We start from the raw sequence: 22047 nt of genomic DNA, 5'->3' as shown, positions 1-22047 counted from the left end.
TCACTAGACTGCGCTGCAGTAGCCAAGTAGCCCGAGATGACACCCCATGTACCGTGATCGTATCCGCTTGTCCTCCCTGCACAGCAAGGTAATGAGTGCGGCCGATGCCGCTGGCCTGATCGAGGACGGCATGACCGTCGGCATGAGCGGCTTCACCCGCGCCGGCGAAGCCAAGGCCGTGCCCCACGCACTGGCCGAACGGGCGAAAAAATCGCCACTGAAGATCAGCCTGATGACCGGCGCCAGCCTGGGCAACGACCTGGACAAGCAACTGACCGAGGCCGGCGTGCTGGCCCGGCGCATGCCGTTCCAGGTCGACAGCACGTTGCGCAAGGCGATCAACGACGGCCAGGTGATGTTCATCGATCAGCACCTGTCCGAAACCGTGGAGCAGTTGCGCAACAAGCAATTGACGCTACCGGACATCGCGGTCATCGAAGCCGTCGCAATCACTGAACAAGGTCACATCGTGCCGACCACCTCGGTGGGCAATTCGGCCAGCTTCGCGATCTTCGCCAAGCACGTCATCATCGAGATCAACCTGTCGCACAACCCCAATCTCGAAGGCTTGCACGACATCTATATTCCTACCTATCGTCCAACCCGCACGCCGATCCCGCTGGTCAAGGTCGATGACCGCATCGGCAGCACCGCTATCCCGATCGATCCGGCGAAGATCGTCGGCATCGTCATCAGCGACCAGCCCGACTCGCCCTCCACCGTGTTGCCGCCGGATCACGAGACCCAGGGCATCGCCAATCACCTGATCGACTTCCTGAAGCGCGAGGTGGCCGCCGGGCGCATGAGCAACAGCCTCGGCCCATTGCAGGCTGGCATCGGCAGCATTGCCAACGCAGTGATGTGCGGGCTGATCGAATCGCCGTTCGAAGACCTGACCATGTACTCCGAAGTGCTGCAGGACTCGACCTTCGAGCTGATCGACGCAGGCAAACTGCGCTTCGCCTCGGGCAGCTCGATCACCCTGTCGAGCCGGCGCAACGCCGACGTGTTCGGCAACCTGGAACGCTACAAAGACAAGCTCGTGCTGCGTCCTCAGGAAATTTCCAACCACCCCGAAGTGGTCCGTCGCCTGGGCATCATCGGTATCAACACGGCGCTGGAGTTCGACATCTACGGCAACGTCAACTCCACCCATGTCTGCGGCACGCGGATGATGAATGGCATCGGCGGCTCCGGTGACTTCGCCCGTAACGCGCATCTGTCGGTGTTCGTCACCAAGTCGATCGCCAAAGGCGGGGCGATCTCCAGCGTGGTACCGATGGTCAGCCATGTCGATCATACCGAGCATGACGTCGACATCCTGGTCACCGAACAAGGGCTTGCCGACCTGCGCGGCCTGGCACCGCGCGAGCGCGCCCGGGTCATCATCGACAATTGCGTGCACCCCGACTACCGCGCGGCGCTGAACGACTACTTCGAACGGGCCTGCGCGCGCGGTGGGCATACGCCGCACATTCTGCGCGAGGCGCTGAGCTGGCACGAAAACCTGGAAGAGAACGGGCGGATGCTGGCAGGCTGATCAGACGCTTTGTAGCGACGGTCATCGCGGACGCACTCTGCGGTGACCGGCATAAAACAGTTGGCACAAGTCAGACGAACAAAACTGTACTACTGTATTGCAATAACCCCCACCCATACTCACTCAAAAGACTTATTCCCCCCAAATTTGCACCACAATGGCGCACACCAATACAGTTGCGCCAATTTGGAGTGCAACAGTTCCCACAAACAGTTAACTGAGCTCACTCAATACTGTTGAACTGTATCTACTGTACTGGACAAGACGAGAGGATCATTGGCACCAGTTAAATCACTATCTAGTCCCGCCATAAGCGGAAGGATGACACATCATGGAACGTACCCTCAGTTCCGGTCTGGTTTTCGACAACAACACTGAATCCAAAGCCTCGGCGCCACTGCGCGTCGTTTCGACCCTGCTGCTGTGGCAACGCCGCATCGCCAGTCGTCGTCAACTCGCTCGCCTGGATGCACGCCTGCTCGCTGATGCGGGTATCAGCGAATCGCAGCGCTACCAAGAGCTGAGCAAGCCTTTCTGGCGCTAAGCGCTAGCGTGCCGGCACTAATCGGCACTGCATTCTTCAAAACCCGTCACAGGCAACTGTGACGGGTTTTTTATTGGGAATGGTAAAACCGTGCTGAACAGGTACAGTTCGAATGAAACCCGAAATGACCGAAACAGTTTGAAGCGACCTTCCCTTAACATCCTGAAACAATGCCCCGTGGTACGCTTGCGTCACCCGCCTGTTAGCGTGTCCGCGCGTGTCAGTGTGCCCACAGGTATCCTGTGCGGTCCCGCAAGCGTCCGAGTAACCAGAACCGTCCCTTCGCAGGAGCACCATCCATGTCCCGTAAATCCCTGTTCGGCGCAGCCCTGCTGCTGGCCCTGACCAGCACCGCCCAGGCCAGCAGCTTCGTGGTCACCACCGATACCGTTGTTCGCGGGGTCGCAGCGTCCACCGACGCCACCTCTGACGCCAGCTCGTCGCTGCGTGACAAGAAAATTGTCGAAGCCGCACGCGACGACGCCGCCAGCTTCGTCGGCAGCCAGGGCGCCATTCGCGGCGCCAAGCTGGAAAGCGCCTTTGCCCACATCCGCGAGCAGGTGCCGACGCTGCAAGCGAGCGATGCACAATTGGCCCAGGCCATCCTGGCCTATTGATTACGCCTCCAGGATCGCGCAGTCGGCGTTACACACCGACTGCACTGCAAGCCTCGCCCAGCCGACAGAACGTTAAGCCCATGCGTTACCTGATCACCCTGCTGCTTGCCTTCGCCAGTGTGGGAAGCGTCCACGCCATGGACGTCACCACTCAGTTTCCAATCATGACCGGCTACGTCACCACTCAAGTGACCACCGCGCCGTTCGATCGCAAGATCGTCGGCATGGCCCGCGATGACGCCGCCACGTTCGTCGCCAGTGGCGGACAGATACGCAGCGCCCGTCTCCAGGCTGCGCTCGTCGAACTGCGCCGCCATCATTGGCTTGGCAATCACGACGACCTTGAACTGGCAGAGGCAATTCTCGTCCAATGATCACCCCTGACTCCTCGTATTCTTCGGAGATGCTCCATGCGTAAACCGCTGATCGCCGCCACCCTCGGCATGCTGCTGCTAGCCGACCTGGCCCAAGCACAGACCCTGGTGGCCACCAGCAACATCATCGTGCGTGCCTTTGGCCGCTCGATCGACTTCACCTCCGACACCACCACCTCGATCCGCGACTCCAAGGTCGTGCGCGAAGCCCGTGACGATGCGGCCAGCTTCGTCGCCAGCAACGGCGATATCCGCGGCGCTCAGCTCGAGGCGGCCTTCGACACCCTGCGCGACCGTGTGCCCGAGGCACGCGACGCCAGCGATCAGGTTCTGGCCGAAGCCATCCTCTCGCTGTGAAGCGCGCGCGTGCCTGGCTGCTTGGCTGCGCCCTGACGCTGCTCGGCACGCCCGCCCTGGCGGACCTGCGACTGGACTTGCAGACTCACGGTCTCGACGCTCACCAACGGCAAGCGTCCCAGGCCTTGCTCGATGAGGCCCTGTCCAAACTGCCGCCGACCTTCAAGCAGCGCCTGGATCGGCGAATTGACGTCAGCTGGAGCGACCGCATGCCGGCCGATGCCTACGGGCAGGCGTCGCCGGTAGCCAGCCTGGAACTCAATCGCCGCTTGCTGCCTGGTCTGGTCGACGGCAGCGCCGCCACTGAAAAGACCCAGCGCCCCCATGGCACGGTCCGCGAAGAACTGCTCGCCACCGTGCTCCACGAGCTGACCCACATCTATGACCGCGCACGTCTATGGCAAGGTGCCGAGCGCTCACGCATCGCCCGCTGCAAGCGGCAGTACACGACGCTCGGCGATATCGGCCTGCCGCAGCAGTGCCGTGGCGAGACCGAGCGCCGCTTCACCCTCAGCGACGACCCACGCCTGCTCGATCTGGCCGGCTGGCCACAATACGTAGGCCGTCGCGGCGAGCGCGAACAGCACAACGGCCAGTTGGTGCGCACGCCCGACGCCTACGAGTTGAGCAGCCCCAAGGAGTTCATCGCGGTCAACATGGAGTACTTCCTCCTCGACCCGAGCTACGGCTGTCGCCGGCCGGCGCTGAACCAATACCTGCGCGAGCATTTCGCCTGGGCACCGGCGCAAGACACCTGCGCCCAAGGCCTGCCCTTCCTGAATGCCGGCAGCGACTTCGCCCGCGAGCCGCTGGGCGATATCGATCCCGAGCGCGTCTACCAGGTCGACTACCTGCTCGCCGAAGCCAACCAGAACTGGGTGAGCCGCTGGGGGCACAGCATGCTGCGGCTGGTGATCTGCGCCCCAGGTCGGCCACGCGGTCCGGACTGCCGCTTGGACCTGGACCGCCACCTGGTGCTTTCCTACCGTGCCTTCGTCAACGATGTGCAATTGTCCAGTTGGGACGGCCTGATCGGCGCCTACCCCTCGCGGCTGTTCGTGTTGCCGCTGGGCCAGGTCATCGACGAATACACCAAGACCGAACTGCGCAGCCTGTCGTCGGTGCCGCTCAAGCTTGATCGTCAGCAGATCGAGGACCTGGTGCGCCAGGCAGCGGAGATGCACTGGAGCTATGACGGCAACTACTACTTCCTGTCCAACAACTGTGCGGTGGAAACCCTAAAGCTGATGCGCAGCGGCACCGCCGATCCACGCTTGAGCGACCTCGATTCGATCATGCCCAACGGCTTGCTGAAAGTGCTCAAGGGCCGCGGCCTGGCCGATACCCACGTGCTCGACGATCCGCGCGAAGCCTTGCGCCTGGGCTATCGGTTCGACTCCTATCGAGACCGCTACCAGGCGATGTTCGAGGTGTTGAGAAAACAGCTCCCGATCCCGCAGACCGCCGTGGAGGACTGGCTTGCACAGGACGCCGAACAGCGTCGGCCCTGGTTCGCCCAGGCCAATCTGCGCACCAGCGCGGCCCTGCTACTGCTGGAGCAGGCCAGCCTGCGTCGCCAACTGCTGTTGGCACAGGATGAGGTCAAGCAGCGTTATCTGAACGCGGCTGCATTAAAAGACGGCAGCATCGACAAAGCCAATGCGACTCTGCAGCAGATGCTCGCCAACAGCGGCTTCCTCAGCCGGCCGGCCGAATTGCTGGAGTCGCAGGGCTATGGTCTGCCGCAACCGCAAGAGCGCGCGCATCTGGAGAAAGTCAGCAGCGAGCGTCAGGCGCAATTGCTGCGCCTGAGCACCGATCTGGACAAGGAGGTGAGAGCACTGCTGGAGCCCGCGAGAGCAAAGGAAATTGCCGCTATCGAGACCAACGTCAAGCAGATCGGCGAACACCTGAGGGCGTTGCACAAGGCAGCCGGCGGTTTGCAGCTGCCTTGAACGTAGCGGTTACTTGATCGGACGCCAGATGAACGGGTAGCGATAGGCTTTGCCTTCGTTCGCGCGAACGCCGGCCAGAATGATCAGAATCAGCATCGCCACCGCGAGGATGGCGAGCAGCACGACACCGATCACCACGAACATCAGCAGGAAGCAGATGAACCCGGCCAAGGTGACGGTGATCTGGAAATTCAGCGCCTCCTTGCCTTGGGCATCGACGAAGGGGTCCGATTCGCGCTTCCAGAGCCACATCACCAACGGCCCGAGCAGATGTCCCAACGGCATCACCAGCCCGAGAAACGCACTGAAGTGACAGAACATCGCCCATTGCCGGGCTTCGGCGCTGACGGTTCCGATCGGTGGATTTGGCTCATTCATGGATCGATGGTCCTCTTGGGAAGCGCTCAGTCGGCCAGTGCGGCAGTTTGCAGATCGAAGATCTCGGTCATGCCCTTCTGGGCCAGTGCCAGCATGGCATTGAAGTCTTCAGGCTGGAACGGCGCGCCTTCGGCAGTGCCCTGCACTTCGATGAAACCGCCCGCGCTGGTCATGACCACATTGAGGTCGGTCTCGGCGGCGGAATCTTCCAGGTAGTCCAGGTCCAGCACCGCCTCGCCCTGGTACATGCCTACCGAGACAGCCGCGATCATGTGCTTGAGCGGGTTGCCGCCCTTGAGGCCGCCGCGCTTCTTGATCACCGCCAGCGCGTCGCACAGGGCGACCATGGCACCGGTGATCGACGCCGTGCGGGTACCGCCATCGGCCTGGATGACGTCGCAATCGACGTAGAGCGTGATATCGCCGAGCTTGCTCATGTCCAGCGCGGCGCGCAGAGAGCGGCCGATCAGGCGCTGGATCTCCAGGGTGCGACCACCCTGCTTGCCACGACTGGCCTCGCGCTGGTTCCGCTCGCCGGTCGAGCGCGGCAGCATGCCGTACTCGGCAGTCAGCCAGCCTTGGCCCTGACCTTTAAGGAAGCGCGGAACGCCGTTCTCGACGCTAACCGTGCAGATGACCTTGGTGTCACCGAACTCGACCAGTACCGACCCCTCGGCGTGTTTGGTGTAGTTGCGGGTGATGCGGATCGAGCGAAGCTGATCGGCGGCGCGACCACTTGGACGTTTCATCTGGGATACCTGTACTGGAATGCGAATCAGGCGGCCATTATAGGACTGCTAAACGCACGAGGACATGCCTAATGTCTCGGGCGTGCCATCCGTCGACCTGTCTGCTCTGTCACCGGTGCGCGGCGCGGCGCGATTGGGCGCCGTCGCCGCACTGCGCTACAATCCTGCGCCTTGCAGCCGAAAGGCGCTCCGTCATCCCGAAATTCGCGAGGTTCTCCCCATGGTGCACAGCATGACCGCCTTTGCCCGCGTCGAGCGCGCCGGCAGCCAGGGCACCCTGAGCTGGGAGTTGCGCTCGGTCAACCACCGCTACCTGGAGCCGCATCTGCGTCTGCCCGAGGCCCTGCGCGATCTTGAAGGCGCGGTCCGCGAAGGTCTGCGCCAAGGGCTCTCGCGCGGCAAGGTCGAATGTACCCTGCGCCTGTGCGAAGAGAGCAGCGGCAAGCCGCTGCAGGTCGATCGCGAGCGCGCCGCGCAACTGGTCGCCGCCGCTGAAACCGTGGCCGGACTCATCAACCAGCCGGCACCGCTCAATCCCCTCGAAGTGCTGGCCTGGCCCGGTGTACTGGTGGCCGATGCCGCCGACCCACAGGCGCTGAACGCCGAGGCCTTGGCGCTGTTCGACGAAGCGCTCGCCGAGCTCAAGGCTGGCCGTCAGCGCGAAGGCCAGGAGCTGGCACGGCTGATCGACGAACGCCTGGAGGCCATGACCCACGAAGTGGCCACCCTGCGCGCGCTGGTGCCGCAGATGCTGGCTGCGCAACGCCAGCGTATTCTCGACCGCTTCGCCGACATGCAGGCCGAGCTCGAGCCCCAGCGCCTGGAGCAGGAGATGGTGCTGTTGGCGCAGAAGAGCGACGTGGCCGAAGAGCTCGACCGCCTGAGCACCCATGTCACCGAAGTACGCCGGGTGCTCAAGTCCGGCGGTGCGGCCGGACGGCGGCTGGACTTCCTGATGCAGGAGCTCAATCGCGAAGCCAACACCCTCGGCTCCAAGGCCTTCGACCCACGCAGCACCCAAGCGGCCGTCAATCTGAAGGTGCTGATCGAACAGATGCGTGAACAAGTACAGAACATCGAGTAAGGCTACCCCGACCATGACCCACACCAGCGGCACCCTCTACATCGTCTCGGCCCCTTCGGGCGCCGGCAAGACCAGCCTGGTCACCGCCCTCACGCAACAGGACACGCAGATCCGCGTCTCGGTGTCCCACACCACGCGGGCCATGCGTCCCGGCGAGGCCCACGGCGTGAACTACCACTTCGTGGACCACGAGGCCTTCAAGACGCTGATCGCCCAGGACGACTTCCTCGAACACGCCGAGGTGTTCGGCAACTTCTACGGCACCTCGCGCAGTGCACTGCAGGAAACCCTCGCGCAAGGCTTCGACCTGATCCTGGAGATCGACTGGCAGGGCGCTCAGCAGGTACGCAAGCTGATGCCCGAGGCGCTGTCGATCTTCATTCTGCCGCCCAGCCGAGAGGCGCTGCGTCAGCGACTGGACGGCCGCGGCCAGGACAGCGAAGACATCATCGCCGGCCGCATGAAAGAAGCCGTCAGCGAGATGGTGCATTACGCCGAGTTCGACTATGTCATCGTCAACGACGATTTCGCCCACGCGCTGGACGATCTGCAATCGGTGTTCCGGGCCAACCGCCTGTTGCTCAAGAAACAGCAACAGCGCCATGCGGCGCTACTCGAGCAGTTGGTCGGCTGAAGACATCGGGGGCGCTTGGCGCCCCCTGGGTCAGTCCTGCAATTGCAGCTTGGCCTGTTGCTGCAAGGTCGCGCCGAGGAAGAACGCCGGCGCTCGCAGCCGCGACAGCATCATCAGCACGATGCCCAGTACCGAGATGATCGCCGCGATCACGAACACCAGCCCCAGCCCGCCCACGTGCGAGCCGCTGCCGAAGTCCGGCGACGCGCTGTCGAGCGCGGTGCGCACGAAGATCACCGACAAGATCACACCGCCCACCAGCGGGCACACGCCGCGCATGAAGAAGTGGCGCAGGCTGTCGAACAGGCTGCTGCGGAAATACCAGACGCAGGCGAAGGCCGTCAGCGAGTAGTAGAAACAGATCATCATTCCCAGTGCGGTGATGGTGTCGGCCAGCACGTTCTCGCTCAGGGTGCGCATGGTCACGTAGAACACCGCCGCCGCCAGCCCAGCGCAGACGGTCGCGTAACGCGGCGTCTGCGAGCGCGGACAGACACTGGCGAAGCGCTGCGGCACCGCGCCGTAATAGCCCATGGCAAGCAGCGTGCGCGCTGGCGAGACGAAGGTCGACTGCAACGAGGCCGCCGTACTGGCCAGCACGGCGATCGACATCAGGATCGCCAGCGGCCCCATCACCGGGCCGGCCAAGTGGGCGAAAACGTTCTCCTGGATACGCGGATTACCCAGCCCCAGACCACTGTCGCTGATGCCAGCGAACTGCAACGTGGCGATGGCAGTGAACAGGTACAGCCCCAATATCAGCAGCACGGTCCAGGTGGCAGCCTTGCCAGGCACCTCATCGCTGCCGACCGACTCTTCGCTGACGGTCAGGCACACGTCCCACCCCCAGAAGATGAAGATCGACAACGACAGCCCGGCCGCGAAGGCCGAGAACGACTCGACACCAAACGGGTTGAACCAGGCGAAGTCGAATTCCAAGGGCGGCGGTGCGGTGGTTTCGCCGAACGCGGCAAAACCGAAGCCCACCAGCACCAGCAGTTGCAAGGCGACCAGACCGTATTGCACGGTCATGGTGGTGCCCATGCCTCGGCAACAGATCCACACCGCCAAGGCGATGAAGGCGCAACAGGTGCTGACGTTGATCAGCAAGTTGTCTGCCAGCGCGGCAAGCTCATGGTGGCCGCTGATCTGGCCAATGAACAGGTAGAAGAAGTCAACCGCGACGCCCGCCAGGTTCGACAACACGATGGTGGTCGCCACCACCAACCCCCACCCGCCGATCCAGCCGATCATCGGACCGAACGCGCGGGCTGACCAAGTGAAGGAAGTGCCGCTGTCGGGCTCAGCGGCGTTGAGCTCGCGGTAGCCCAGCGCGACCAGCAGCATCGGCAGGAAACCGACGATGAACACCGCGGGGAGATGGGCGCCGACTTCGCGAACGGTTGGGCCGAGCGCGCCGGTCAGGGTGTAGACCGGCGCGATGGTGGAAATGCCCAGCACGACGCTGGCCAGCAGGCCCAGGCGGCCCTTGGCCAGGCCCTTGCCTGGGGCTTGGGCGGTACTGCCTGCATCGGCGGCCGCATCGGGAGGGCGGCCGGTTTCTGTGTATTCGCTCATGAGTATTTGCCGTTGCTATTGGTATTGTTTTTTTCAGACCTTGCGCGCAAGGCCCGCTTCCACTCATTGAAAGCTTGCTGCTGGGGTGAGTCGTCCGCGACCTTGGGGCCGCGTCAGAATGCCTTCTAACGCGCGCCCTCCCCTGCAGCATGGGCGATACAGGCCTCGCGAAACGCCTGAAACAGACGTAGGGAGACCGGGTTTTCGGCGAGCTGCCATTCTGGGTGCCACTGCACGCCGAGGACGAACCCCGGTGCGCCCGGCATCGATACCGCTTCGATCAAGCCATCCGGCGCCCGCGCTTCGACTCGCAGGCCGCACGCCAAACGGTCGATACCTTGACTGTGCAGCGAGTTGACCTCGAACTGCGCCGCCAGGCCCAGGCGCTCGAACAGGCCGCCCGGCGCACTGTCGACCCGATGCCGGGGGCCATACTGCACCTGCAGCGGCGCCTCCTCGGGCTCGCGGTGGTCAAGATGGCCGGGCAACGCATGCACACGCGGGTGCAAGGTTCCGCCCAAGGCCACGTTGAGCTCCTGGAAGCCCCGGCAAATGCACAGCACCGGCACGCCTGCGGCAATCGCCGACTGCAGCAACGGCAGCGTCAAACGATCGCGCGCAGCGTCATGCCGAGTGCCGACCGCGCTGGGGGCGCCATTGTAATGATGCGGCTCGACATTTGAAGGCGAGCCGGTGAAAAGAATGCCGTTCAGGTGCGCCAGCAGCGCGTGCGGCTCGTCGGGGGTATCGCGGGCCGGCAGGATCAGCGGCAGCCCCGCAAAGGCTGCGGCCTCGACGTACTTGGCGCCTACCGTGTGCGAAGAGTTCCGGCCGACCTGCTGGCGGCAGGCGCTGACGCCGATCAGGGGCGGCTTGCGAGTGCTCATGGACGTGCCTTGTCGGCAGGCAGCATGTCGCGGAAACAACGGGGGCACGAGAAGACCGACGTCATGGCTGTACATCCTGTGATCAAAAGCGACGATTCAGGGATAGGAGGACGCCTGGAAGGCGACGAGGGTTGCGCTGGTTGTTGTTCTAACGACCCCATTCGAGGGGCATTGCGTTGCGCGGCGCCACATTGATTCACGCCAGTCGTTGCACTATAAAGTGGGCTCCAATGCAACAGACATTGGCAGACCAGCAAGCAGAGCGTGCAACCATGCAATATCAAATCTCTCATGCCGATCTGGCCCTGGTGCTGGCGCTGGAGCGCGGTCGCTCGCTGGCAAAAGCAGCGGAGCTGCTCAAGGTCGATGTTTCCACGGTGTTTCGCTCCATCCGTCGACTGGAGTCGGCGCTGGGGACTGCGTTGTTCGTCAAGAGCCGCAAGGGTTATCTGCCGACCGACACTGCCCAGGCCCTGGCCGAGCAGGCCGAACGTGCCGAACAAGCGCTCGATGCGGCGCGAATCGCGCTGACCAGCGGCGAACAGGTGGTCAGCGGCACCGTGCGACTGACCTGTACCGAAGCGGTGCTGCACAGTCTGCTGCTGCCGGCGCTGGTCGAGTTCATGCCCAACTACCCGGCACTCTCGCTGGAGATGGGCACCTCCAATTCCTTCGCCAATCTGAGCCGTCGCGACGCCGACATCGCTCTGCGCTTGACCAACACGCCGCCGGAACATCTGGTCGGGCGTTGCTTGGGGTCGACCTCCTACGTGATCTGCGGCCACGCGGCGTTTCGCGAGCGCCTGACCGAGTCGCCGAACAACGTGCCCTGGATCGCCCCGGACGACAGCATGCACGAACACCCCACGGTCATCTGGCGCACTCAGCACCACCCCGACCTCGTTCCGCGCTACCAATGCAGTGGCATGTCGACCATCGCCCAACTGGTCAGTAGCGGCATGGGCGTGGCCGCGCTGGCGGACTACATGGTCGACACCCTGCCCGGAGTCGAGGCCCTGAGCGGCCCGCTGCCAGGCTGCGACACCCAGTTATGGCTGCTCACCCGCCCAGACTGCCGGGCCCTGCGCTCGGTGCAGACCCTGTTCGAGGAACTGACGCCGCGGCTGCGTGACGCGATGCGTTGAGGCTGTTGTGTTCGCGGGGCGGGAGGCGTTATCGTCAGCGTCGTGCAAAAGGCCGTCTGCGGCGCCTGTTTCGTGGGCACTGCCCGGCGAAACCCGGGCGTGGAGCGAAACAGTCCTTCCCTATTGGCTGGTGATTTTTTAAACTATCGAGTCCGCCTGCCCATTCTGGGCTGTACGCCTAACGCATCTGCTACTGAGGAACACCATGGCCCGCGTAACTGTTGAAGACTGCCTGGAACACGTGGATAACCGCTTCGAGCTGGTCATGCTCTCGACCAAGCGCGCCCGCCAACTGGCCACCGGCGGCAAGGAACCACGCGTGGCGTGGGAAAACGACAAGCCGACCGTCGTTGCCCTGCGCGAAATCGCCGAAGGCATCGTGACCAATGAATTCATCGCCGCTGAAGAGATCGTCACCGAGGATCCGGTGTTCGCCGCGTTCGAGGACGAGAACAACGAGGCCGTCTGATTCATGCCCTGTCGACGTCGCGCGGCACCCGATCCTCTTCCTGTGCAAGAGGTGAAATCATGGCGGGTATAGAAGCCCTTGCCGAGCGGCTGTCGACCTACTTAGGTCCCGAACAGGTCAACCTGGTTCGCCGGGCCTATTTCTATGCCGAGCAGGCACACGATGGGCAGCGCCGCCGCAGTGGCGAGCCCTACGTGACCCACCCGCTGGCAGTGGCCAGCATTCTCGCCGACATGCACATGGACCATCAGAGCCTGATGGCAGCCATGTTGCACGACGTCATCGAAGACACCGGCATCGCCAAGGAAGCCCTCAGCCAGCAGTTCGGCGAGACCGTCGCCGAGTTGGTCGACGGGGTCAGCAAGCTGACCCAGATGAACTTCGAGACCAAAGCCGAAGCGCAGGCCGAAAACTTCCAGAAGATGGCCATGGCCATGGCCCGCGATATCCGCGTGATCCTGGTCAAGCTCGCCGACCGCCTGCACAACATGCGCACGCTTGAAGTGCTGTCCGGGGAAAAACGCCGGCGCATCGCCAAGGAAACCCTCGAGATCTACGCCCCCATCGCCAACCGCCTGGGCATGCACACCGTGCGCGTGGAATTCGAAGACCTGGGGTTCAAGGCCATGCACCCCATGCGCTCAGCGCTGATTCATCGAGCGGTCAAGAGCGCGCGCGGTAACCGCAAGGAAATCGTCGCCAAGATCGAAACCTCCCTGGCCAATTGCCTGGCAGCGGATGGCATCGCCGGCGAGGTCAGTGGGCGACAGAAGCACCTCTACGGTATCTACAAGAAGATGCGCGGCAAACGCCGCGCCTTCACCGAAATCATGGACGTGTACGCCTTCCGCATCGTGGTCGACAAGGTCGATACCTGCTATCGCGTACTGGGCGCTGTACACAATTTGTACAAACCCCTGCCGGGTCGCTTCAAGGACTACATTGCCATTCCCAAGGCCAACGGCTATCAGTCGTTGCATACCACGCTGTTCGGCATGCATGGCGTACCCATCGAGATCCAGATCCGCACCCGCGAAATGGAAGAGATGGCCAACAACGGCATCGCCGCACACTGGCTGTACAAGTCCAACGAGGATGAGCAGCCCAAGGGCAACCACGCCCGTGCCCGCCAGTGGGTCAAAGGCATTCTTGAGTTGCAGCAGCGGGCCGGCAACTCGCTGGAATTCATCGAGAGCGTGAAGATCGACCTGTTCCCCGACGAGGTCTACGTCTTCACCCCCAAAGGCCGGATCATGGAGCTGCCCAAAGGCTCCACGGCCGTCGACTTCGCCTACGCCGTGCACACCGACGTGGGCAACAGTTGTATCGCCTGCCGCATCAACCGTCGCCTGGCGCCGCTTTCCGAACCGCTGCAAAGTGGCTCGACGGTGGAGATCGTCAGCGCGCCCGGCGCGCGCCCAAACCCGGCCTGGCTCAACTTCGTGGTCACCGGCAAGGCCCGTACCCACATCCGTCATGCCCTCAAACAGCAACGCCGCTCCGAGTCGATCAATCTCGGCGAACGCCTGTTGAACAAAGTGCTCACCGGCTTCGACAGCAGCCTGGACAAGATCCCGAGCGAGCGCGTGCAGGCCATCCTCAGCGAATACCGCCTGGAATTGATCGAGGATTTGCTTGAGGACATCGGTCTGGGCAACCGCATGGCCTATGTGGTGGCCCGACGCCTGCTGTCCGCTGAGGGCGAGCAGTTGCCATCGCCCGAAGGGCCACTGGCAATCCGCGGTACCGAAGGCTTGGTGCTCAGCTACGCCAAGTGCTGCACACCGATTCCAGGTGACCCCATCGTGGGCCACCTGTCGGCAGGCAAAGGTATGGTCGTTCACTTGGAAGACTGCCGAAATATCAGCGAAATCCGACACAACCCGGAAAAGTGCTTGCAGCTATCCTGGGCCAAGGACGTCACCGGCGAGTTCAATGTCGAACTGCGCGTCGAGCTGGAGCACCAGCGCGGCCTGATCGCGCTGCTGGCGAGCAGCGTCAATGCCGCCGACGGCAACATCGAGAAGATCAGCATGGATGAGCGCGACGGTCGCGTCAGCGTGGTCCAGCTGGTGGTCAGCGTGCGCGACCGCGTGCACCTGGCGCGCGTGATCAAGAAGCTGCGCACCCTTACCGGCGTGGTCCGCATTACCCGCACGCGTGCGTAGTCCGTCAACCGCAAGGAGTCAACATGACCAAGACCGTCATCAACAGCGACAAGGCCCCGGCCGCCATCGGCACCTACTCCCAGGCGATCAAGGCTGGCAATACCGTATACATGTCGGGGCAGATTCCGTTGGACCCCAAGACCATGGAACTGGTCGAAGGCTTCGAGGCCCAGACCGTGCAGGTCTTCGAGAACCTCAAGGCGGTCGCTGAAGCGGCTGGTGGGTCGTTCAAAGACATCGTCAAGCTGAACATCTTCCTCACCGACCTCAGCCACTTCGCCAAGGTCAACGAGGTCATGGGCCGTTACTTCGAGCAGCCCTACCCCGCGCGCGCCGCGATCGGCGTAGCCGCGCTGCCAAAAGGCTCGCAAGTCGAGATGGACGCCATCCTCGTCATCGAGTGATGCCCAAGCGGCAGGCACTCGCCTGCCGCTCCTCCTGCCTGAAGGTTCCCCTCATGCGTCATGCCCTGCCCCTCGCGCTGGCAGCCCTGATTCTGGGCGGCTGCGCCAGCCACAAACCCGAAGACTACAACGGTACTTGGATCAATCAGAAAGCGATCGATGCAGCGGCCAAGGGCGAGAGCCTACGCAATGCGCTGGCTAGCAATGGTCCGGTCTTCGAATGGAAGATCAATGTCGCCGGTCAACAGGCCAGCTACATGAATGGCGTGGAGACCGTCGATGGCCGCTTGCTCGCCAACGACAAGCAACGGCAAGCCACGTTCGAAGGCGGCCAAAGCGAACAGTTGAGCCTGAGCGGCAACGAGCTGCAAACGACCGACGCCAGCGGCACCCGCCAGACGTTCATACGCAGCACCTTGCCCGAAGCGGCCGATTCACCTGTAGGCAGCAGCTTCGAAAAGACGCTGTACCAGACCTACCTGGGCGGTGAGTGGACGATCACCGAAGGACCGGGCCAAGGCGCCAAGGTCCGCTTCGGCGATGACGGCAGCGTCACTGGCTTGCCGGCGCTTGACCGCTATGCGCTGTGCCTGGCCGGCGACTGCGCCACCATCGGCAATGGCAACGACAGCCTATGGCTCGAGCGCGATCAACAAGGCGGGCCTTGGATTTTCCGGCGCAGCCCCGACCGACTCGAGATCTTCCGCGCGCTCAATCGTGCCCAGCCCGATGACATGCCACAGCTGGCAGCTGGCCCGCGCCAATGGGTCCTTCAGCGCAACTAAGCGGCACCGCCTTAACCCTGACCCAGCAGAATCGCGGCGTAACCCTCCTTGTAGCTCGGATACTGCGGCGCCCAGCCCAGTGCCCGAGCACGCGCGTTGCTGCAACGCTTGCTCCCGGTACGACGCACGCGCTGCTCGTCCGACCATTGCGTGATGCCCAGGTACTGGCGCAACCAGGTGACCACGTCGGCCAGTGGCGCCGGATCGTCATCGACGCCGATATAACAGTCTTGCAGCACCTGCCCACCGGCATCGGCCTGCAGAAGAAACGCCAGCAGACCTGCGGCATCATCGGCATGGATTCGGTTGCCGTACAACGGCGGCTCTTCGGCCACCCGGTAGCCCTGACGCACTTGACTCAAGAGCCATTCACGGCCTGGGCCGTAGATACCGGTGAGGCGCACCACACTGGCGGGCATGCCACTGTTCAGTGCCAGCTTTTCAGCCTCAAGCATGACTCGACCGGAATAGGCCTCTGGTTCGGTAGCCGCACGCTCATCGACCCAGGCGCCATCCTTCTGGGCATAGACGCTGCTGCTGGAGACGAAGAGGATTCGGCGAGGCCGCTGTGCCCGCTGCGCCATCCACGACAGCACGTTACGCAACCCCTCGACATAGGCTGCACGATAACCGGGCTCGTCGTGCTGACTGGCTGCCACGCAGTAGACCAGGTAATCGAAAGAGCCCTCGGGCCAAGCCGCTGGCATTTCGACCTGGGCGAGGTCCGCCGCCACCGGCAGCACGCCATTGGGCAGTTGATCGACGGACCTTCGCAGGCCATGCACCTGCCAGCCACGCGCGAGCAACTGTCGAGCCAATCGCCCGCCTACATCGCCGCAGCCTACGATCATTGCGGATAAATCGGGCATCACACACTCCAATTCCAAAGCCTCAGGCTAGCCCCTTCTGACGATCAGCGGCTATGGAACATATAAAAAAAGTTACTGTATTGCTTTTGTTAACAAGAATTAGTTGCAATAATGGCGCCCTGAAAAATTCTCGGCCTGCCTCGAGGCCGTGAAGAACGTCACCCTCTTTTCTTCATCAGGTCCGGCCAGCATGACTCGTACTCAACCCTCCGCTTCGCCAACCACATCGCGCGCCTGGGGCGCCATCGCCGCGCTGATGCTCAGCCTGGTACTGGCACCGGCCGCCATGGCTGATGAGCCCGCCGCCAATGGCGCAGCCGCGCCAGCCGCCGCAGCCCCGGCGACCCCGGCAGCCCCCACTGCTGCCCAGCCGTCGACGACAGACACCGCCGCCGCACCCGTCGACGCCCCGGCACCTGCCGACGACAGCACTCAGGCGCTGGTCGAGGACACCTCGCTGGGCATGGCTCACGACCTGTCGCCCTGGGGCATGTACAAGAACGCCGACGTGGTGGTCAAGGCCGTGATGATCGGCTTGGCCATCGCCTCCATCATCACCTGGACCATCTGGATCGCCAAAGGCTTCGAGCTGCTGGGCGCCAAGCGCCGTCTGCGTGGCGAAATCGCCGTGCTGAAGAAGTCCGCCAGCCTCAAGGAGGCCAGCACGGTCGCCAACAAGGAAGGCACCCTGGCCCATACCCTGGTGCATGACGCCCTCGAGGAAATGCGCCTGTCGGCCAACAGCCGCGAGAAGGAAGGCATCAAAGAACGCGTCAGCTTCCGTCTGGAACGCCTGGTGGCCGCCAGCGGCCGCGCCATGAGCAGCGGCACCGGCGTACTGGCGACCATCGGCTCCACCGCACCGTTCGTCGGTCTGTTCGGTACCGTATGGGGCATCATGAACAGCTTCATCGGCATCGCCAAGACCCAGACCACCAACCTGGCCGTGGTCGCACCGGGTATCGCCGAGGCCCTGCTGGCGACGGCACTGGGTCTGGTCGCCGCCATCCCGGCGGTGGTCATCTACAACGTCTTCGCCCGCTCCATCGCCGGCTACAAGGCGCAGGTGTCCGATGCTTCGGCGCAGGTCCTGCTGCTGGTCAGCCGCGACCTCGACCACCAGGCTGGCGATCGCGCCGCCCCGCACATGGTGAAAGTGGGGTAAGCCATGGGCCTGCATCTCAACGAAGGTGGCGACGACCTCGCCGAAAACCACGAAATCAACGTCACCCCGTTCATCGACGTGATGCTGGTACTGCTGATCATCTTCATGGTTGCCGCGCCTTTGGCGACGGTCGACATCAAGGTCGATCTGCCCGCCTCCACCGCCAAACCGGCGCCGAGGCCGGAGAAGCCGGTGTTCGTCAGCGTCAAGGCCGACAAGAAGCTGTATGTCGGCGATGACCCGGTGGCCACACCCGATCAGCTTGGCGCGATGCTCGACGGCAAGACCAAGGGTGACAAGGAAACCACCATCTTCTTCCAGGCTGACAAGGGGGTCGACTACGGCGACCTGATGGAAGTGATGAACACCATGCGTGCGGCCGGCTATCTCAAGGTCGGTCTGGTCGGACTCGAGACGGCAGCGAAGAAATGACAAAGACGCGCTCCAACCTGGCGCGCTACGGTGTAGGCCTGGCGGTCGTGCTGGGTGTGCACGCGATCGCCGTGCTGCTCATGCTCAATTGGACGGTGCCCCAGGCCATCGAACTGCCTCCGGCAGCGATGATGGTCGAATTGGCGCCTTTGCCGGAGCCGGCACCGCCGCCGCCACCGAAAGTCGCCCCGCCGCCGCCGGCGCCGGTCGAAGAGCCGCCGCTGCCGAAGGTCGCCGAGGCGCCGAAGCCGAAGATCGCCATCAACAAGCCGCCCAAGCCGAAGGTCAAGCCGCAGCCGCCCAAACCTGAGAAGAAGCCCGAGCCGCCGAAGGACGAGCCTCCCGCCAAGGAGCAGGTCGCCGATACGCCGCCCAGCAATGCGCCACCGCAGAAGTCGGCCGCACCGCAGCCAAGTATCGCGTCCAACAGCAATGCCCTGCCGAACTGGCAGAGTGACCTGCTGCGCCATCTGGCCAAGTACAAGAAGTACCCGGAGGACGCGCGCCGTCGCGGCCTGCAAGGCATCAACCGGCTGCGTTTCGTGGTCGATGCCGACGGCAAGATTCTGTCCTACTCGATGGCAGCAGGTTCAGGCAGCGCTTCGCTGGACCGAGCGACCATGGACATGATCCGCCGCGCGGGCACGGTGCCGAAGCCGCCGCCGGAGCTGCTGAACAACGGTCAGATCGAAGTGGTCGCACCCTTTGTCTTCTCGCTGGACAAGCGCTGACACATTGAATCTGTCACACAGCCGCAAGTCTGATAACGTGCGTCTATCGATTGCACCCGCTATGCTGGGGCCGCAACTTCATGGACGCACGTTATGACCCTCACAGAACTCCGCTACATCGTCACACTCGCCCAGGAGCAACACTTCGGCCACGCGGCTGAGCGTTGCCACGTCAGCCAGCCTACCCTGTCGGTCGGTGTGAAGAAGCTCGAGGACGAGCTGGGGGTGCTGATCTTCGAGCGCAGCAAGAGTGCGGTGCGCCTCACGCCTGTCGGCGAAAGCATCGTCGCCCAGGCGCAGAAGGTGCTGGAGCAGGCCCAGGGCATCCGCGAACTGGCCCAGGCCGGCAAGAACCAGCTCACCGCCCCGCTGAAGGTCGGCGCCATCTATACCGTCGGCCCCTACCTGTTCCCCCACCTCATTCCACAGCTGCACCGGGTCGCGCCGCAGATGCCGCTGTACATCGAGGAAAACTTCACCCACGTGCTGCGCGAGAAGCTGCGCAACGGCGAGCTGGATGCAGTGATCATCGCCTTGCCGTTCAACGAGGCCGACGTGCTGACCCTGCCGCTGTACGACGAGCCGTTCTGCGCGCTGATGCCGGCCGATCACCCATGGACCGCGAAGAAGACCATCGACACCGCTCTGCTCAACGACAAGAGCCTGCTGCTGCTCGGTGAAGGTCACTGCTTCCGCGACCAGGTGCTCGAAGCCTGCCCGACCCTGAACAAGGGTGCGGATGCCTCCAAGCACACCACGGTGGAGTCCAGCTCGCTGGAAACCATCCGTCACATGGTCGCCTCCGGCCTGGGCGTCTCCATCCTGCCGCTGTCTGCCGTGCACAGTCACCACTATGCACCCGGTGTGATCGAAGTACGCCCGCTCACCGCCCCGGCGCCGTTCCGCACCGTGGCCATCGCCTGGCGTGCCAGCTTCCCACGGCCCAAGGCCATCGAGATCCTCGCCGACTCGATCCGCCTGTGCTCGGTGGCCAAGACGCCCACGCAACAGCCGGCCTGATCCCATGACCGAGCTGTCGAAGGTTCCGGTCACCGAGCTCAAGGGCGTCGGCGAGGCCATGGCGGAAAAGCTCGCCAAGGTCGGGCTGGAGAACCTGCAGGATCTGCTGTTCCATCTGCCCCTGCGTTATCAGGACCGCACCCGCGTGGTGCCCATCGGCGCGCTGCGTCCTGGCCAGGACGCGGTGATCGAAGGTGTGGTCAGCGGCGCCGATGTGACCATGGGCAAGCGCCGCAGTCTGGTCGTGCGCCTGGGCGACGGCACCGGCGTGCTGAGCCTGCGCTTCTATCATTTCAGCAATGCGCAGAAGGAGGGCCTCAAACGCGGCACCCACCTGCGCTGTTACGGTGAGGCCCGCCCCGGCGCCTCGGGCCTGGAGATCTACCATCCCGAATATCGGGCGCTCAACGGCGACGAGCCGCCGCCTCCGGTCGAGCAGACCCTCACGCCGATCTACCCGACCACCGAAGGCCTGACGCAGCAGCGTCTGCGTCAGCTCTGCCAACTCAGCCTGAGCAAGCTCGGGCCACGCAGCCTGCCCGACTGGCTGCCTGACGAGCTGGCCCGCGACTATCACCTGGCGCCGTTGGACGATGCGATCCGCTACCTGCACAACCCACCTGCCGACGCCGACCTCGACGAGCTCGCCGAAGGCCAGCACTGGGCTCAGCACCGGCTTGCCTTCGAGGAGTTGCTGACCCATCAGCTTTCCCAGCAGCGCCTGCGCGAAAGCCTGCGAGCTTTGCGGGCACCGGCGCTGCCCAAGGCCAGCCGCCTGCCCGAGCGCTACCTGGCCAATCTCGGCTTCGCCCCCACCGGTGCACAACAGCGTGTCGGCAACGAGATCGCCTACGACCTCAGCCAGCCTGAGCCGATGATGCGCCTGGTCCAGGGCGATGTCGGCGCCGGCAAGACGGTCGTCGCTGCGCTCGCCGCCCTGCAGGCGCTGGAGGCGGGTTACCAGGTTGCGCTCATGGCGCCTACGGAGATTCTCGCCGAGCAGCATTACCTCACGTTCAAGCGTTGGCTCGAACCGCTGGGCATCGAGGTCGCCTGGCTGGCCGGCAAGCTCAAGGGCAAGGCCCGCGCCAGCGCGCTCGAACAGATCGCCGGCGGCGCACCGATGGTGGTCGGCACCCACGCGCTGTTCCAAGAGGAAGTGGTCTTTCGCAACCTGGCCCTGGCGATCATCGATGAACAGCACCGCTTCGGCGTGCAGCAGCGCCTGGCCCTGCGCAAGAAAGGCGTGAATGGTCTGCTCTGTCCGCACCAGTTGATCATGACCGCCACCCCCATCCCGCGCACCCTGGCCATGAGCGCCTACGCCGACCTGGACACCTCCATTCTCGATGAGCTCCCTCCCGGGCGAACGCCGGTCAATACGGTGCTGGTAGCCGACAGCCGTCGATTCGAGGTGGTCGAGCGCGTGCGCGCTGCCTGCGCCGAGGGTCGCCAGGCGTACTGGGTGTGCACGCTGATCGAAGAATCCGAAGAGCTGACCTGCCAGGCGGCCGAAAGCACCTTCGAGGAGTTGGGCAGCGCATTGGGCGAGCTGCGCGTGGGCTTGATCCACGGACGCATGAAGCCTGCCGAGAAAGCTGCGGTCATGGCCGAGTTCAAGGCGGGCGGGCTGCAATTGCTGGTCGCCACCACGGTGATCGAAGTGGGCGTCGACGTGCCCAACGCCAGCTTGATGATCATCGAGAACCCCGAGCGCCTGGGGCTGGCTCAGCTTCACCAGCTACGCGGCCGGGTTGGCCGGGGCAGCGCAGCCAGCCACTGCGTACTGCTCTATCATCCGCCGCTGTCGCAGATCGGTCGCGAACGCCTGGGCATCATGCGCGAAACCAACGACGGCTTCGTCATCGCGGAAAAGGACCTGGAACTGCGGGGGCCTGGAGAAATGCTCGGCACCCGGCAGACGGGTCTGTTGCAGTTCAAGGTGGCCGACCTGATGCGCGATGCCGATCTGTTGCCAGCGGTGCGCGATGCGGCGCAGGCCCTGCTGTCACGCTGGCCGGAGCATGTCAGCCCACTGCTCGACCGCTGGTTGCGTCACGGCCAACAGTACGGCCAAGTGTGACCTTGGTCCCATTCGCGCCCCAGCTTGGGGCGCAGGATGGTTATACTTCGCATTTGAAAAAGACACATTGGAAAACAGA

The 22047-nt window shown here is 63.7% G+C and carries 23 protein-coding genes; 18 read left to right on the top strand and 5 right to left on the bottom strand.

Annotation, left to right across the window (positions count from 1 at the left end):
• Positions 1 to 46 precede the first annotated feature (46 nt).
• The 6 genes from scpC (at position 47) to Q6A47_RS04110 (ending at position 5387) form a co-directional block, all read left to right on the top strand.
• A complete protein-coding gene (gene scpC, locus Q6A47_RS04135; protein ID WP_039582460.1) occupies positions 47 to 1540 on the top strand; it encodes a succinyl-CoA:acetate CoA-transferase ScpC in 1494 nt (497 codons plus the stop codon).
• Positions 1541 to 1871: 331 nt separating this feature from the next.
• Positions 1872 to 2084: a DUF1127 domain-containing protein gene (locus tag Q6A47_RS04130; protein WP_029612296.1), complete on the top strand. Its 213-nt coding sequence runs from the start codon at positions 1872 to 1874 to the stop codon at positions 2082 to 2084.
• Positions 2085 to 2383: 299 nt separating this feature from the next.
• The gene (locus Q6A47_RS04125) at positions 2384 to 2701 is read left to right on the top strand and encodes a DUF2388 domain-containing protein (protein ID WP_029612295.1); all 318 of its coding nucleotides are present in this window, start codon (positions 2384 to 2386) and stop codon (positions 2699 to 2701) included.
• An 80-nt stretch (positions 2702 to 2781) separates the two neighbouring features.
• Positions 2782 to 3075 (top strand): DUF2388 domain-containing protein, encoded by a 294-nt coding sequence (locus Q6A47_RS04120; protein WP_029612293.1) that lies wholly within the window; start codon positions 2782 to 2784, stop codon positions 3073 to 3075.
• 36 nt (positions 3076 to 3111) lie between these two features.
• Entirely contained in the window at positions 3112 to 3432 is a 321-nt protein-coding gene (locus Q6A47_RS04115; protein ID WP_029612292.1) for a DUF2388 domain-containing protein, read from the top strand.
• On the top strand, positions 3429 to 5387 hold the full coding sequence (locus Q6A47_RS04110; protein ID WP_304483191.1) for a DUF7844 domain-containing protein: 1959 nt from the start codon (positions 3429 to 3431) through the stop codon (positions 5385 to 5387). The genes Q6A47_RS04115 and Q6A47_RS04110 overlap by 4 nt, the downstream gene beginning before the upstream one ends.
• A gap of 9 nt (positions 5388 to 5396) precedes the next feature.
• Here Q6A47_RS04110 and Q6A47_RS04105 read toward each other — a convergent pair whose 3' ends face one another.
• Complete coding sequence (locus tag Q6A47_RS04105; RefSeq protein ID WP_029612291.1) at positions 5397 to 5765, bottom strand: DUF4870 domain-containing protein; 369 nt, start codon at positions 5763 to 5765, stop codon at positions 5397 to 5399.
• Between the two features lie 26 nt (positions 5766 to 5791).
• On the bottom strand, positions 5792 to 6514 hold the full coding sequence (gene rph, locus Q6A47_RS04100; RefSeq protein WP_029612290.1) for a ribonuclease PH: 723 nt from the start codon (positions 6512 to 6514) through the stop codon (positions 5792 to 5794).
• Between the two features lie 220 nt (positions 6515 to 6734).
• Between rph and Q6A47_RS04095 the strand changes: the two genes are divergently transcribed.
• Together Q6A47_RS04095 and gmk are read left to right on the top strand one after the other, a co-directional pair.
• Positions 6735 to 7598: a YicC/YloC family endoribonuclease gene (locus Q6A47_RS04095; RefSeq protein ID WP_039582457.1), complete on the top strand. Its 864-nt coding sequence runs from the start codon at positions 6735 to 6737 to the stop codon at positions 7596 to 7598.
• A 13-nt stretch (positions 7599 to 7611) separates the two neighbouring features.
• Complete coding sequence (gmk, locus tag Q6A47_RS04090; RefSeq protein ID WP_116887315.1) at positions 7612 to 8232, top strand: guanylate kinase; 621 nt, start codon at positions 7612 to 7614, stop codon at positions 8230 to 8232.
• Positions 8233 to 8262: 30 nt separating this feature from the next.
• Here the strand turns inward: gmk and Q6A47_RS04085 are convergent, their stop codons facing one another.
• Positions 8263 to 9810, bottom strand: a complete 1548-nt coding sequence (locus Q6A47_RS04085; protein WP_304483187.1) for an APC family permease — start codon at positions 9808 to 9810, stop codon at positions 8263 to 8265.
• 125 nt (positions 9811 to 9935) lie between these two features.
• A complete protein-coding gene (locus tag Q6A47_RS04080; RefSeq protein ID WP_039582451.1) occupies positions 9936 to 10697 on the bottom strand; it encodes a gamma-glutamyl-gamma-aminobutyrate hydrolase family protein in 762 nt (253 codons plus the stop codon).
• 272 nt (positions 10698 to 10969) lie between these two features.
• On the opposite strand from Q6A47_RS04080, the gene Q6A47_RS04075 reads away from it, so the two are divergent.
• The 5 genes from Q6A47_RS04075 to Q6A47_RS04055 all read left to right on the top strand — a co-directional run bounded on the left by Q6A47_RS04075 (position 10970) and on the right by Q6A47_RS04055 (position 15668).
• A complete protein-coding gene (locus tag Q6A47_RS04075; RefSeq protein WP_029612284.1) occupies positions 10970 to 11842 on the top strand; it encodes a LysR family transcriptional regulator in 873 nt (290 codons plus the stop codon).
• Positions 11843 to 12047: 205 nt separating this feature from the next.
• Entirely contained in the window at positions 12048 to 12311 is a 264-nt protein-coding gene (gene rpoZ / locus Q6A47_RS04070) for a DNA-directed RNA polymerase subunit omega (protein WP_003253383.1), read from the top strand.
• Between the two features lie 59 nt (positions 12312 to 12370).
• Positions 12371 to 14479 (top strand): bifunctional GTP diphosphokinase/guanosine-3',5'-bis pyrophosphate 3'-pyrophosphohydrolase, encoded by a 2109-nt coding sequence (spoT, locus tag Q6A47_RS04065; RefSeq protein WP_029612282.1) that lies wholly within the window; start codon positions 12371 to 12373, stop codon positions 14477 to 14479.
• A gap of 23 nt (positions 14480 to 14502) precedes the next feature.
• A complete protein-coding gene (gene ridA, locus Q6A47_RS04060; protein WP_029612280.1) occupies positions 14503 to 14883 on the top strand; it encodes a RidA family protein in 381 nt (126 codons plus the stop codon).
• A gap of 53 nt (positions 14884 to 14936) precedes the next feature.
• Positions 14937 to 15668: a hypothetical protein gene (locus Q6A47_RS04055; RefSeq protein ID WP_304483180.1), complete on the top strand. Its 732-nt coding sequence runs from the start codon at positions 14937 to 14939 to the stop codon at positions 15666 to 15668.
• Positions 15669 to 15679: 11 nt separating this feature from the next.
• Here Q6A47_RS04055 and Q6A47_RS04050 read toward each other — a convergent pair whose 3' ends face one another.
• Positions 15680 to 16537: an SDR family oxidoreductase gene (locus Q6A47_RS04050; RefSeq protein ID WP_116887312.1), complete on the bottom strand. Its 858-nt coding sequence runs from the start codon at positions 16535 to 16537 to the stop codon at positions 15680 to 15682.
• A 190-nt stretch (positions 16538 to 16727) separates the two neighbouring features.
• On the opposite strand from Q6A47_RS04050, the gene exbB reads away from it, so the two are divergent.
• From exbB to recG, 5 genes are all read left to right on the top strand, one after another.
• Positions 16728 to 17702, top strand: coding sequence for a tonB-system energizer ExbB (gene exbB, locus Q6A47_RS04045; protein WP_304483178.1), 975 nt, complete (start codon positions 16728 to 16730; stop codon positions 17700 to 17702).
• A 3-nt stretch (positions 17703 to 17705) separates the two neighbouring features.
• Positions 17706 to 18134 carry a TonB system transport protein ExbD gene (gene exbD / locus Q6A47_RS04040; RefSeq protein ID WP_039582442.1) on the top strand — a complete coding sequence of 143 codons (429 nt, stop codon included), beginning with the start codon at positions 17706 to 17708 and terminating at the stop codon, positions 18132 to 18134.
• Entirely contained in the window at positions 18131 to 18865 is a 735-nt protein-coding gene (locus Q6A47_RS04035; protein ID WP_029612277.1) for an energy transducer TonB, read from the top strand. Before exbD ends, Q6A47_RS04035 begins: the two co-directional genes overlap by 4 nt.
• Positions 18866 to 18958: 93 nt before the next feature.
• A complete protein-coding gene (locus tag Q6A47_RS04030) occupies positions 18959 to 19885 on the top strand; it encodes a hydrogen peroxide-inducible genes activator (RefSeq protein WP_029612275.1) in 927 nt (308 codons plus the stop codon).
• A 4-nt stretch (positions 19886 to 19889) separates the two neighbouring features.
• Positions 19890 to 21968 carry an ATP-dependent DNA helicase RecG gene (gene recG, locus Q6A47_RS04025; RefSeq protein WP_039582439.1) on the top strand — a complete coding sequence of 693 codons (2079 nt, stop codon included), beginning with the start codon at positions 19890 to 19892 and terminating at the stop codon, positions 21966 to 21968.
• Positions 21969 to 22047 lie beyond the last annotated feature (79 nt).

The organism is Pseudomonas boreofloridensis, assembly GCF_030580795.1.
GTDB classification, from domain to species: Bacteria; Pseudomonadota; Gammaproteobacteria; order Pseudomonadales; family Pseudomonadaceae; genus Aquipseudomonas; species Aquipseudomonas boreofloridensis.
This window is presented reverse-complemented; position numbering and strand designations above follow the sequence as displayed.